The organism is Lysinibacillus sp. COL-1 (genome assembly GCF_059814265.1).
Window position 1 is genome coordinate 2,259,701 of record NZ_JCAWSJ010000004.1, and the last position, 13,521, is coordinate 2,273,221.

Genomic DNA, 13,521 nt, shown 5'->3' on the forward strand with positions numbered 1-13,521 from the left:
TGAAGGATTGACAAAATTGCCTTTTTGCCTATATTTTTATAAAGGCTTTTTTTCACTTTCTAGAATCTCATGTCTGAAAGCCTACCCCTTATTAATAGGTTTTCTTTTGTATTGAATTCAAGGCTCCTAATGAAATCTCCTTCATAACATTGTAGATTAGCAAGAAAAAGTGTAAAATACTTGTTACAAACTATTAGTACCAAGTGATGGACTATGAATGAAAGGAGTCCAGCTATGATCAATGGACTTATTATTTTATGTGCTTATCTAATCGGCTCTATACCTTCTGGATTATGGATAGGTAAAATTTTTTATAATACCGATATTCGTGAACACGGGAGCGGTAATCTTGGTGCAACCAACACATTCCGAACATTAGGGAAAAAAGCAGGTATTGTTGTAACCGTAATGGATGTGCTCAAAGGAACAGCTGCGGTTTTATTAGTAGCACTTCCCGTTTTCTCTGACAGCACACTGCATCCCTTATTACTTGGTCTTGTTGCCGTAATCGGTCATATGTTTCCGATCTTCGCCAATTTCCGTGGTGGAAAAGCAGTGGCAACATCCGCAGGTGTTTTATTAGGCTATTCGTGGCCACTCTTTGTCCTATTATTTATTACCTTTATTGTGACATTAAAAATCACAAAGATCGTCAGCCTAACATCGATGATAGCCGCTTTAGTAGCACTTATCTATGCAATCGTTTATTATTTTGTTACGGGTGACTTTGCATTAGGCATCTTGGTAGCCTTTTTATTTACCTTTATTATTTATCGTCACCGTGCCAATATTACACGTATTAAAAACGGCACTGAGCCAAAGGTAAAATGGCTTTAGGAAGAGAGGAGCATTCGAAATGAACATTGCATTGACAGATGAAGCACTCCAGTGGTTCAAACACGAAATGGAAGTAGAACCAGGTGATACGATTCGTTTTTATGCACGCTATGGTGGCTCTAGTCCTTTTCATGAAGGTTTTTCACTTGGCATGACTCGTGAAGAACCTATTGCTATAGGCGTACAGACAGTGGTTGATGATGTAACCTATTACATTGATGAGAAAGATCTCTGGTTCTTTAACGATCACAACTTACATGTTGACGTTGATGCTAGTAATGATGAATTGCAATATGACTATCGTACATAAAACAGTCTATCCTTTCAGTCCATGAAAGGATAGACTGTTTTTTTATTTGGCTCCATCATGCCAATAGTTAGATTTTCACCCTCACCTCGTTTATCTCTCCAAAAAATTGTCCACTCTATAAATAATGAGCGTATATTTGAGGAGGAAAACACATGTCTATGTCTAACAATATCGATACCTCCCCATCCCATACAAACGATTTGTTGTATACATCCCTAGCTAAAAATAAAAAAATCATTGAACAGGCGCTTGGTCACAGTAATGACATCATCATACGTGAAATCACAATTGGTGAATCTCCCCCTCATAACATCGCTATCATTTCGATTGATGGCTTGTCAGATAAAACGACAATCTCCGATTCTGTTATTGATAAGCTTATGGCAAATATCGAGGAAGAACAAGACATTGAAATAACGACCATTAATCAATATGTACGAAACTCCTATTTAACAGTTGGGGATGTGTCGAATATCGAGCATTTCACAACACTCTACAATGCCATTCTCAATGGGGAAACGGTTATTTTATTAGATGGGTTTGCAGAAGGGATTGTGACAAGTACCAGAAGTGCAAAGGATCGAGCCGTTACAGAGCCATCGACTGAATCTGTTATTCGAGGTCCTCGGGAATCCTTTACAGAAACCATACGTACCAATACAGCGCTCATCCGTCGCAAAATAAAAAGCCCGAATCTCTGGATAAAGTCACGAGTTATCGGTGATGTGACACAAACAGATGTAGCGGTTATGTATATAAATGGCATTGCCAGTGACAAAATCGTCGCAGAGGTATTAGCCCGATTAGACCGCATTAATATCGATGGCATACTGGAAAGTGGCTATATAGAGGATTTTATTCAAGACTCTAAAAACTCTATGTTTCCAACAGTTTACAATTCAGAACGTCCAGATGTTATCGCTGGTGAATTATTAGATGGCAAAGTGGCGATTCTAGTTGATGGTACTCCCTTTGTCTTAGTAGTACCAGCGTTATTTACATCCTTTTTGCAATCAGCGGAGGATTATTATCAGCATTGGATGATTAGCTCACTTGTACGCATACTTCGCTTTTTTGGCATCGGTCTGGCATTAGTCGCGCCATCCTTATATGTGGCTATAACTACCTTTCACCAGGAAATGCTGCCAACACCAATGTTGATTAGTATTGCTTCACAAAGAGAAGGCGTTCCCTTCCCCGCAGTTGTGGAGGCACTCATTATGGAGATTGCCTTTGAGGTATTAAGGGAGGCTGGGCTTCGTATGCCTAGAACAATCGGCCCAGCGGTGTCTATAGTCGGTACTTTAGTTATTGGTCAGGCGGCAGTTGATGCGGGTGTGGTATCTGCTGTAATGGTCATTATTGTAGCTTTAACAGCAATTTGTAGTTTTCTTTTCCCTGCCTACGGTTTGTCGAATACGATTCGTGTGTTACGTTTCCCATTAATGATTTTAGCTGCTATGTTTGGTTTATTTGGTGTTATGTTCGGTATTATGGTCATTATTCTCCATTTATGTAGCATTCGTTCATTTGGTGTACCTTATTTAAGTCCATTTGCACCGTTAGTTTTAAAGGATCAAAAGGATGCCTTTCTTTTGTTCCCTCGTAGAAAGTTACTAACACGACCTCGTTTAGTTAATCAAAAAAATATTGTTAGAGGACATAAATATGTCAATGTAAAGGGCAGGAAATAACTACTGGATAAATGAGGAATGGAATATGGCAAAAATAAAAGTGATTTGCTTACTATGTATCCTCACTTTACTGTTAAGTGGCTGCTGGAGTAAGCGTGAATTAAATGAATTAGCCATTGTCGTAGCACTGGGTATTGACAAAATAGACGAAGAATATGAGATTACCGTTCAAATTGTTGATCCAAGTGAAATTTCGATGCGACAGGCTTCCACGCAACGCTCTCCTGTCGTTAGCTATCATTCGAGAGGCGAGACCATCTTTGAGGCAATTCGAAAAATGACAACCAACGCTGCCCGAAAACCGTATTTTGCCCATCTTCAAGTGGTTGTTTTAGGGGAAGATCTAGCAAAAGAAGGAATTAGTGATTCACTTGATTTAATTGTAAGGGACCATGAATTTCGTAAGGATTTCGATGTCATTATGTCTCATGAAGCGACAGCGAAGGAAGTGTTAAATGTACTAACGCCCATTGAAAAGATACCCGCTAATAAAATGTTAAATTCCCTTGATGTCTCTGAAAAAGCTTGGGGCGCCACAATAGCTGTCAATATAGATGAGTTAGTCAATACATTAACGAATAAACATAAAGGGGCATTAATTACTGCTATTGAAGTACATGGTGATAAGAAATTAGGTGTAGATCAAACAAATGTGCAACGAGTTAAAACGCCTGTGCTGTTGCAGTATGCAGGATTAGCGGTCTTTAAAGGGGATAAATATATTGGGCTATTGACTGAGGGAGAAAGTAAAAGCGTTAGTTTCCTGAATGATAAAATACAGAGTACGATCGAAATCATAGCCTGCCCAAAGAAAGGAACTCTATCATCTGAAATCACTCAATCCACAACAAAAGTGAAAGGGTCTTTTGATAACGGAATGCCGAAAATTGATGTCCGTATTAATGTTGAGCAGAACATAGGAGAGGTCGAATGTGATATCGATCTTACAAAAAATAAATCCATTGATTATGTCAATAAAAAAACAGCTAAGGGCATTGATGAACGAATTCAAAAAACATTGGAGAAAATACAACAGCAATATGAGGTTGATGTGTTTGGTTTCGGTGATGCCTTACATCGTGCAGATCCAAAACAGTGGAAAAAAATTAAGGATGAGTGGGCTTCCATCTTTCCAGATTTGGCGGTAGATGTGCAAGTGAAAGTAACGACACAAGGTTTAGGTACGATGCAAAATTCATTATTAAACAAGCCAAAGGAGGAGTAACGAAATGGTGCTAGCTGTAGCCATCTTTATCATTTCAATGATCCTAGCACTTATTTTTATACCAAAGCTAAAAAAGCAGCATGATTCAAAAACCATTGTCGTATTTTCTATTTTGCTTCTCATCGGAACGGCTTTGAATATGGGAAATGCGCTAAAAATCCATATTCCAAGCCCATTGGATTTGATTACCTTTATCTTTACACCAATTAAAGATTATATTGTGTCATTAACAAAATAGATAGAAGGATAAAAAATGGAGGGTTGCTCGATGGAAAAAGAGATTATTAGTTCAAGACAATTTACAATCATTACATTCCTCTATTCTATCGGAACGGCAATTTTAATTATCCCTTCTAGTATTACGGGTGCCGCTAAGCAAGATGCATGGATTGCCGCCTGCATTGGAGTTGTCCTTAGCCTGCTGGCCGTTAAATTATTTTTAACACTAGCCAACCAAACACCGTCACTTAATTTTGTAGAGGCAAATGAAAAAATTCTTGGTCGTTTTTTTGGAAAAATCACAGCCAGTTGTTTCCTAATCTTAACCTTTCTATCTGCTGGAGAATTACTCTATTTTATCGGTATTTTTATGAAAACCGAAGTCATGCCGGAGACTCCGACATTAGCATTTGCCTTGATGTTTAGTATTATCATTATGTACGCTGCTTATTTAGGCATTGAGACCTTTGCCCGTTCAGCAGAAATTATTTTTCCAGCATTTGTCTTTATTTTTATTTTTTTTATGGTTTGTATTACGCCTCAAATTCATTTTGAGAACATTCAACCCTTATTAGAAGCAACCAAAACATCTATGCTTTATAGTATTGCACGCTTTATGAGTATCTTTTCCTTTCCACTACTGGTGTTATTAATACTGTATCCTGCTGGTGTCAATGTACAGCCATCTGCACAGAAAGGGTTATATTTTGGGACAATCCTCGGTGGCATCGTCTTAATTACGTTGATTGTGCTATCGATTCTTGTTTTAGGACCTGAGAATACGTCATCTAGAACATTTCCTAGCTATGCCTTAGCGCAAAGAATATCGATAGGGAATTTTTTGCAGCGCATTGAAATCATCATGGCCTTTATGTGGATTTCATCTATTTATATTCGCACATTTATGTATTTCTATACGACTGTTGTCGGTCTTGCGCAAATTTTAAAAATCAAGGATCATCGCCCTCTCATATTACCGATGGGTCTAATTGTCATTGGGCTTTCTCAAATTATTCATCCAGACATTGTACATTCAACCAATTACAATAATGAAATTTGGCCAATCTTTTCTTTTATAATCACCATTTTATTACCGATACTTTTATTGATTGTCGCAGTTATACGAAATCGCAAAACCAAAGCTCAAAGTACCGAAACGCCTAATACAGAAACAACGAATGACAATCAAAAAGTCTAATTTCTTTTATGGTGAGAAAAGAAATTAGACTTTTTATTAATTAAATATGATATTCAATTTCATCTACAAAATCCCATTCGTATGGTGTTTCTTGGTAAACATAGTAGTTCAACCAGTTAGAGAATAATAAATGCGTATGGGCACGCCATGTATTCATTGGCTCCTGTGATGGATCATCATTCGGGAAGTAATTCACAGGAACAGCGATATCTATGCCCTTTGCGACATCACGGCTATATTCATCGGCTAATGTTGTCGCATCATACTCCAGATGCCCTGTAATCATAATGTTTTTATTATCTTTTGATTGGACGATGAACACACCTGCATCCTCTGAATAGGATAATAATCGTAAGTCTGGATGATTGCGAACCTCGTCGATCGAAACAGAAGTATAGCGTGAATGTGGAGCGGTAAATAAATCACTGAAGCCACGTACTAAATCCACTGTTAAATCGGTGATTACATGGGAATAGACACCTGAGCATTTAGCTGAAAGTTCTACCTTTCCTATCCCATAATGATGATACAGTGCCGCCTGTGCCCCCCAACAGATATGTAAAACGGATGTCACATTCTTTTTGGACCAGTCCATAATTTCTGAAATTTCCCGCCAATAGTTAACTTCTTCAAAGGCCATTTTTTCTACAGGTGCTCCCGTAATAATCATCCCGTCATAGCGACGGTGACGAATTTGGTTGAACGTTGTGTAAAATAGCTGTAAATGTGATTTACTGACGTTTTTCGACTCATGTGTGGCCGTATTTAAAAAGGTGATATTTACCTGTAGCGGTGTATTCCCTAATAAACGTAGTAATTGAAGCTCCGTTTTTTCTTTTTCAGGCATTAAATTCAATATTAATATGTTTAACGGACGAATTTGCTGTGTTTTCGCACGGTCCTCTTCCATGACGAAGATTTTTTCCTCACGTAAATGTTCTCCAGCTGGTAAATTTTTCGGAATATTAATTGGCATCTTGCGTTCCCCTCTCTTTGATCACTCTCTTTTAGCAAACCTTGCTGACAAATTAAAAAATCCTCCTCATTCCATACGAGATAGAATGAGAAGGATTTTTTCACGTCCACTCTTATCTCTCAAAGGAAAAATCCTTCGCTGGAATTAGCACCTTTCTAACAATTGTTAGAGGTTGCTGAAGCGTCATCGGGCCAAATCCCTCAGCTTCTCTTGATAAGATTATTTAATTACATCGAATTGTAGCATGAATTAGTTAGAATATCAATAATTCATAGAATATTTTGTGATTCAAATGCATGTTCCTCGTTTATTTGATGTACACTAAGCTTGCTATAAGTAGTGTTTCTACATTTAAAATTTATGGTAAACATGCCGTATTTATGTTACCATATAACTTTAGTAACAGAGAGGAACGTGAATACTTTGATTAAAATTGAATTTCCAAAACCTGATGTAGTCATCCGTCAACGTGAACAAGAAGTAAAACCTGGTGATGTGCCTATCACACCATACTTTGGTTTTATTGACTTCCATAAAATCACACGTGATAAAGGCGGCATTTTTTTATTCTATAATGACAAGAATGAGCTATTATTTGTCGGCAAAGCACGTAAAATTCGTCAACGTATTAAAAAGCATTTCGAGGACAATGTATCTCCGATGAAAAATCATCGTGATGAAGTGTTCAAAATTGAGGTCTATGAAGTAGAAGATCCAATGGAACGTGAAATTTACGAAACATATGCGATTAACACTTTCCGCTCCAAATACAATGTAGAGAAAGTCTTTTATTAAGATATCTTGTAAAGAAACCGAAATCTCATTTAATGGGATTTCGGTTTTTGTCTTATATAGAGGTTACGCGATCTATTGGCGTACTCTCGCCGTTTATTCGCAAATCAATCGTGTCTAGCTCAGGATCTTTGGTGATGATTTTATATACATAGGGTTGAGCCACTTTTCGTTGCTCGCTACCTTCTTTCAGTTGGATAACTTGACTATTTTTTTCAGCCGCAATACTTGCCAGCACATTCCCTTTCGAATAATAAACAAGATAATACGTAGAGTCATCTTCATACAATAATTGAATCTTATCATTAGCCTCAATTTTTTGTTGAATATTGTCTGGAACGACAGTTAGCTCATGAATCATTAGTGGTTTGGTAGGCGTTTTAGCGTTACATGCTCCTAACATTAATAAGCTCATTAAACCTAGCAACACGAATTTTTTCACGTTACTCCCCTTCCCTTATGACTATTCTAAGAAAAAAGCTTTACGCTCCTTAGCAATCCAGTCTTCTAATTCCTGATCATCACGTTTTACCAATCGATTGATAAGGACATCATGCCAAACATAATCCTCTAACAAATAAATATGGACAGGGTCATTGGTGATAAAGGCCATTTCTTGCGTAGATGGAGAGTGACCATAAATCATTTCCTGACCATCTACCGATAAAATAAACCAATGTGGTGTAGACGTTTTTTTCGTGTAGTGTGTAGCTCTATGCTGGTCAATCGACTCTAGCTGTTCCCCTACATATAGGGTAATACCATGAATAGGAACATGCTGTGCCACTTCTTGAATATCTCCCCTTAAAGTATCATACATATCTTCCCACATCGATAGAATCACTTTTTTCTTGGCTTTTTTTAAAAGTGACTGGCAATAGTTGATGATCGCCTCCTTGCCCTTTAGCATGACTACTTTTGGCTCCACTTCCTGCACTTTTTCCTCTAATTTTTCTAATTTCGTACTCATGGATGTAAAATTCGATTGCCAGCGCTGCTGCATTTGCTGTAAAAACACAGACACAGGCATAGCCGCATAGGTCGTTTGTTCAGCCGTTTCTTCTTTTAGCACAATTCCCTTTTCTACAAGGACGTTTAAAATATCATAAATTCTTGCGCGTGGTATACCAGAATTTTTACTGACCTGATAGGCACTAACATGACTTTGCTGCACAAGTGCCGTATAGGCCTTTGCTTCATACTCTGTAAAGCCCATGTCTTTCAACTGGGCGATTAATTCCTCCATGTAATCCCTCCATTATCTTTATTATAGGCTACTGTTGTGAAGATTTGCCAATGAAAAAATGAGGGTTTACAGCGCAATTAAAATTAGTTACTATTTCAGTAGTAACTAATTTAAAAGAGGTGTAATATGTTTTTTGAAGTCGATGTACATATTCTTATCTTGTTAATTTCATTTGGATTTCTGGCGGCTTTTGTCGACTCAGTAGTGGGAGGAGGCGGTTTAATTTCATTGCCAGCTTTATTGTTTGCTGGCCTCAATCCAGCCGCTGCTGTTGCAACCAATAAACTTGCCGGGACAATGGGCTCACTGACATCTTCCATTTCCTTTTATCGTTCTGGTCAGCTTGAAATACGATCCGTTCTCAAATATTTCCCGCTTGCCTTTGTCGGCTCCTTATTTGGTGCATGGACCGTGCATTTAATCAATCCAGCATTACTAAAGCCATTAATGCTCGTGATGCTGGCAGCCGTTGCGGTTTATACAATTTTCAAAAAGGATTGGGGCGCTGTCTCTAGCGTAAAAACTCTCTCTAGAACCCACTTACTATTATTTATGGGATTATTATTTGGCATTGGTTTTTATGATGGGTTTCTTGGACCTGGTACAGGCTCTTTTTTAATCTTTAGCTTCTTGTTGATAGGCTTTGATTTTTTAAAGGCGGCAGGAAATGCAAAGTTTTTAAATTTGGCAAGTAACGTGGCAGGCCTTTGTATGTTCGCCTACTTAGGTCAAATCCATTTTGTTTATGGCTTCGTGATGGGCATTGCTCAAATTGGTGGCGCTATGCTTGGTTCCCGAATGGCGATCAAAAAAGGAAGCGGTTTTGTTCGTACGCTCTTTATCGTAGTGACAGTGACATTGCTTGCGAAAAATGCCTATGATTTTATGATTCATTAAACACAAAAACGCCACAGACTTGTATCTGCGGCGTTCTTTGATTTAAATCATGAGTTGCTCATTTTTGAATTTATGACTTGTGGCTAAGCTAACGAGAATAAAAATAATGAAGGATGCAACAATGGGAATCGTAACCGTGTGCATACCAAAGACGGAAGGATAAAAGCGATCAATCATAATATACAAGGACATGCCTGTAATCATGGACGCCATCGCACCATATTTATTGGCTTTTTTCCAATACAATCCTAAAACTACTGTCCAGATAAAGACAGCCTCTAGCCCACCAAAAGCAAATAAATTCAACCACACTAATAAATCGGGTGGGTTGAGCGCAAAGATAATAACAGCTAAGCCAATAACCGTTGTCACAACAAAGCTTGCACGTTTAATCTCTGCATCACTAGCTTGTGGCTTCATGTAATTTAAATAAATATCTTTGACAACCGTGGAGCTGACCAGCATAAGCAGGGCATTGACAGTTGACATGGTAGCAGCCATTGGCGCAGCTAAGACGATCCCCGCTAAAAATGGTGGCAATACCTTTAATGTCAGAAGCGGCATTACTTTATCACCAATCTCAATGCCAGGTAAGACAGGTCGTGCTAATACACCAATTAAATGCATGCCAAACATGATTGTCCCGATGGCAATCGTGCCAATAATGATGGCTAAGTGCATACTTTTAGAATCCTTATAGCTCATGGCACGGACAGCAATTTGCGGAAGCCCTACAACCCCTACACCAATTAAAATCCAAAATGTCGAAACATACAATGGTGTTAAATCTCCTTGCGCTCCAAATGGTGACACAAAATTAGGATTTTCAGCGACAAGTGAGGCCATAATATTATCGATGCCACCACCTGCAATAATAGTGCCGATTAATAGAATAATTGTGCCAACGACCATAATCGAACCTTGCACAGTATCCGTTAAAGCAACAGCTCGGAAACCACCAATAATGACATACACTAGCACTGAAATCGCAAAAATAAATAGTGCCGTTGTGTATTTTAAGCCTGTTAATGACTCAATTAAGCGTGCACCACCTACCCATTGCGCCATCATAGCCGAAAATAGAAAAACAATGATACTAATGGCTGATAAAATGACAATGACATGGCTTTTGTAGCGCTCTCGTAAAAAATCGATTAACGTAATAGCTTGGTAACGACGAGCAATAATAGCAAATTTCTTGCCTAAAATCATCAGTACAAAATAACCTGCAGGCAGCTGTGCCATTGCCAATAACACCCAGCCAAGCCCTTTCGTATAGGCCACACCAGGTCCTCCGATAAAGCTGCTCGCACTGCCGTATGTAGCAATCATTGTCATCGCCAGGATAAAACCACCCATTTCACGACCACCAAGAAAATACTCCTGTAGGAATGAATTAGAGGACCGAATATGCTTATTGGACCAAACACCAATTCCGAAAATAATAATTAAAAATAATAGCAATGGAAATACAACTTGCCAGTGCATTAGCGATCCCCCTCCTCATCATCAAATGGCACCTCTTTGAAGAAGAGCTTCATTACAATCCAGATGAGTAGGATCATAAAGCCTGTCCCTGCAATACAGCTATAGAAAAACCAAGCAGGGAAACCAAAGACATATGAATAATTTTTGGGGTCTCCCGAACCTAATCCATAGGCAAAGCCAAACCAAATCGTAAAGTTGACAAGGACTAGTCCTATCCCAATAAGCGCCTCTCGATGCGCTATTTTAAAGCGTTGATCTTTCACATGCAATCCCCCTAACCTTCTCTATTTTACTGATATGTTGGTCTGATGGGAAGAGATGCGAAAAAATTAGGGTAAGCTTACAAGAAAAATCTGTCTAAGGAAATCAAAAGTAAGAGCCTGTGGATGAACATGCATTCTTCTAAAAGCTTAGTACGCCACCATTTGAATCAAAAACAATGCATTTTTTATGTAAAAATATGGGATATTATTTTACATCCCATATGACATCTAAATGCTTTTCAACACAATCGTTTATGATGATAAAAAATAATAACCTTCGTCACACTAGTTGGACGAAGGTTATTTCCTATTTATAACGGGCGTTGTTCCCAAGGCTGTAGCGTGCCAACGATATTGATAGATCGATCATGCTGAATAGCATCGATGACTCCTTGTGAAATTTCCTTATGTGTAAGCCATCTTGACTGACCGTTTTCCATTATGAAACCTGGCTGGACTTGACGATAGTGAGTGATATCAAGTAGATGGATTTTATCTTTGATTTCATTTAGATTAGCGCTACTGCCTAATACATGAAACAGCTTCCATATTCCTGAAATTTCACTAGCTATGCTCTCTAATACAGTTTCAGCATAGGAGTGAATCCAAGCAATGACCAATTCAATGGGTCCATTATGCGCTATCGTTTCTTCTAGCTTCTCTTTTAATAAGGCTATATCAAGATAATCAACTAAAATTGGTGTGCCACGTGATGGATTTGATGATTTACTTATGAAACATCCCATTCGATTGGCATTACGTCCAATTACCGAAACGTCATATCCGTTCTTCACTAACCAAAGGGTTGTGTCAGCTAACATTCCTGTCCCACCAATAACTAATGCGTGTGCCATTCATTTGTTCCTCACTTTTAATTCTTATTTAAGAGAGACTCATCATACTTAGCAGGTGGAATCGACTAGCCTATGCAATGCCTTTTTATCAATTTTACCAACACTTGTTTTCGGTAGTTGATCTAAAAAAATGATTTGTTTCGGAATCTTATAACGTCCTAATTGTTGATGACATAGTTCGTTAAGTTCATCTAAGATAGTCGCTACTTGATGACAACAAACAATAAATGCGGTTACAATCTCACCCCAATAATCGTCTGCTACACCAATCACGGCAACCTCCTGTACGTCTGGATGCTGCAGCATACATTGCTCCACTTCCTGAGGGTAGACATTTTCACCACCGGAGATAATCATCTCTTTTCTACGACCGACGATATAAAAATCACCATCCTCATCCATCATCGCCAAATCACCTGTTTTTAACCAGCCATCTTGTAGGATATTGGCGGTTTCTTGCTTGGTATTCCAATAAAAACGGAACATATGCTTACCTCTTACCAGCAGCTCGCCCACTTCACGAGGTGCACAACTTTGCCCAGCTTGATTAATGATTTTCGCCTCATTAAACTGCATGCTTTTCCCAACAGCCCCTTTTTTCGCGTAAGCATCTTCTCTCGCAATATAAAAGTTATTAGGTCCCGCCTCTGTTAAGCCATAGCCCTCCTTAAAGAATAACCCCTTTTTATGAAAGACATCATAAATGGGATGTGGGCATGGGGCACCACCAGATAAAAATACGTTCATCGAGGGGAAATGATTTTCTCGAAAGTATTCCGTAGCAATCATCGCTTGATACATCGTTGGGACAAAAAGGGAAATCGTCGTTTGATATTGATTCGTTGCCCGCAGTGCGGCTTCCGCTTCAAACTTATCGCCAATGATGACGGTTCCTCCCACCATAAGAAGAGGTATGCATAAAGCATTTAAGCCACCTGTATGAAACATCGGCATATAATTTAATGTCCGATCTTTCTCCTGTAAACCCCAGCTAATAATTGTATTGATTGCGTTCCAATTGACCGACTGAAAGGATAGCACAACACCCTTTGGACGACCTGTTGTGCCTCCGGTATAAATCATTAGCCATGGATCATTCAAGTCCACGTCTTGCCTACTTGGTAGCGTTGCCTTCTCGTGCTTGATGAGATGAAGTGGAAACATTTTTTCTACCACCAAAGAACAATGACTCTCTTCTTCATACAAGAGAATGGAAGGGGTCGCATCCTCCAAAATTTGTGTTAATTCCTCTCTACTTAATCGCCAGTTTAATGGCACATAAATAAGCCCTCGTAGCCCACAGGCAAATAGAATAGCAAAAAGTTGGATATGATTTCTCGCAAAAACTGCGACTCTACTGCCTTTTTTTAGCTGCTGACGCTCGAAAAATTGACTCCATTTGCCGATTTCCTCTGATAATTGCTGATAGGTCCATTGCTCCTCTGACGCTAGATTAATCAAGGCGATGTGATGAGGCGTTAAGGCGGCACGTTTTAAAATCCATTCTTGCTCAACAAACATC

15 protein-coding genes and 1 riboswitch are annotated in these 13,521 nt (G+C 38.7%); of the genes, 8 read left to right on the plus strand and 7 right to left on the minus strand.

All coding sequences use genetic code 11. The annotated features are described in order from the left end of the window. The first annotated feature begins 234 nt into the window (after positions 1-234). The 6 genes from plsY to AC6BKE_RS19515 all read left to right on the plus strand — a co-directional run bounded on the left by plsY (position 235) and on the right by AC6BKE_RS19515 (position 5,483). On the plus strand, positions 235-837 hold the full coding sequence (gene plsY, locus AC6BKE_RS19490; protein ID WP_036117616.1) for a glycerol-3-phosphate 1-O-acyltransferase PlsY: 603 nt from the start codon (positions 235-237) through the stop codon (positions 835-837). A gap of 19 nt (positions 838-856) precedes the next feature. Continuing rightward, positions 857-1,147 carry a HesB/YadR/YfhF family protein gene (locus AC6BKE_RS19495; RefSeq protein ID WP_036117611.1) on the plus strand — a complete coding sequence of 97 codons (291 nt, stop codon included), beginning with the start codon at positions 857-859 and terminating at the stop codon, positions 1,145-1,147. A gap of 152 nt (positions 1,148-1,299) precedes the next feature. After that, the gene (locus AC6BKE_RS19500; protein WP_342534860.1) at positions 1,300-2,841 is read left to right on the plus strand and encodes a spore germination protein; all 1,542 of its coding nucleotides are present in this window, start codon (positions 1,300-1,302) and stop codon (positions 2,839-2,841) included. Between the two features lie 25 nt (positions 2,842-2,866). Beyond that, positions 2,867-4,066 carry a Ger(x)C family spore germination protein gene (locus tag AC6BKE_RS19505; RefSeq protein ID WP_036117605.1) on the plus strand — a complete coding sequence of 400 codons (1,200 nt, stop codon included), beginning with the start codon at positions 2,867-2,869 and terminating at the stop codon, positions 4,064-4,066. Between the two features lie 4 nt (positions 4,067-4,070). Then, positions 4,071-4,304 (plus strand): hypothetical protein, encoded by a 234-nt coding sequence (locus AC6BKE_RS19510; RefSeq protein WP_036117602.1) that lies wholly within the window; start codon positions 4,071-4,073, stop codon positions 4,302-4,304. A gap of 30 nt (positions 4,305-4,334) precedes the next feature. Further along, on the plus strand, positions 4,335-5,483 hold the full coding sequence (locus tag AC6BKE_RS19515; RefSeq protein ID WP_089932808.1) for a GerAB/ArcD/ProY family transporter: 1,149 nt from the start codon (positions 4,335-4,337) through the stop codon (positions 5,481-5,483). Positions 5,484-5,523: 40 nt separating this feature from the next. Here AC6BKE_RS19515 and metA read toward each other — a convergent pair whose 3' ends face one another. Continuing rightward, positions 5,524-6,459 (minus strand): homoserine O-acetyltransferase MetA, encoded by a 936-nt coding sequence (metA, locus tag AC6BKE_RS19520; protein WP_036117598.1) that lies wholly within the window; start codon positions 6,457-6,459, stop codon positions 5,524-5,526. A 109-nt stretch (positions 6,460-6,568) separates the two neighbouring features. Then, positions 6,569-6,679: riboswitch (SAM riboswitch) on the minus strand. A 149-nt stretch (positions 6,680-6,828) separates the two neighbouring features. Between metA and AC6BKE_RS19525 the strand changes: the two genes are divergently transcribed. Continuing rightward, positions 6,829-7,254, plus strand: coding sequence for a nucleotide excision repair endonuclease (locus AC6BKE_RS19525; RefSeq protein ID WP_170829836.1), 426 nt, complete (start codon positions 6,829-6,831; stop codon positions 7,252-7,254). Positions 7,255-7,306: 52 nt separating this feature from the next. Here the strand turns inward: AC6BKE_RS19525 and AC6BKE_RS19530 are convergent, their stop codons facing one another. Then, entirely contained in the window at positions 7,307-7,693 is a 387-nt protein-coding gene (locus AC6BKE_RS19530) for a hypothetical protein (protein ID WP_499857749.1), read from the minus strand. A gap of 21 nt (positions 7,694-7,714) precedes the next feature. Beyond that, positions 7,715-8,497, minus strand: coding sequence for a TrmB family transcriptional regulator (locus AC6BKE_RS19535; protein WP_089932801.1), 783 nt, complete (start codon positions 8,495-8,497; stop codon positions 7,715-7,717). 126 nt (positions 8,498-8,623) lie between these two features. Here AC6BKE_RS19535 and AC6BKE_RS19540 point away from each other — a divergent pair, with 126 nt between their 5' ends. Continuing rightward, positions 8,624-9,394 carry a TSUP family transporter gene (locus tag AC6BKE_RS19540; protein ID WP_089932798.1) on the plus strand — a complete coding sequence of 257 codons (771 nt, stop codon included), beginning with the start codon at positions 8,624-8,626 and terminating at the stop codon, positions 9,392-9,394. A 42-nt stretch (positions 9,395-9,436) separates the two neighbouring features. On the opposite strand, the gene panF is transcribed toward AC6BKE_RS19540, so the two are convergent. From panF to AC6BKE_RS19560, 4 genes are all read right to left on the minus strand, one after another. Next, entirely contained in the window at positions 9,437-10,882 is a 1,446-nt protein-coding gene (gene panF / locus AC6BKE_RS19545; RefSeq protein ID WP_141905757.1) for a sodium/pantothenate symporter, read from the minus strand. Then, positions 10,882-11,145 (minus strand): YhdT family protein, encoded by a 264-nt coding sequence (locus AC6BKE_RS19550; RefSeq protein WP_036117582.1) that lies wholly within the window; start codon positions 11,143-11,145, stop codon positions 10,882-10,884. The genes panF and AC6BKE_RS19550 overlap by 1 nt, the downstream gene beginning before the upstream one ends. A gap of 311 nt (positions 11,146-11,456) precedes the next feature. After that, entirely contained in the window at positions 11,457-11,999 is a 543-nt protein-coding gene (locus AC6BKE_RS19555; protein ID WP_342543883.1) for a short-chain dehydrogenase, read from the minus strand. 48 nt (positions 12,000-12,047) lie between these two features. Further along, positions 12,048-13,520 carry a class I adenylate-forming enzyme family protein gene (locus AC6BKE_RS19560; RefSeq protein WP_499857751.1) on the minus strand — a complete coding sequence of 491 codons (1,473 nt, stop codon included), beginning with the start codon at positions 13,518-13,520 and terminating at the stop codon, positions 12,048-12,050. Position 13,521 lies beyond the last annotated feature (1 nt).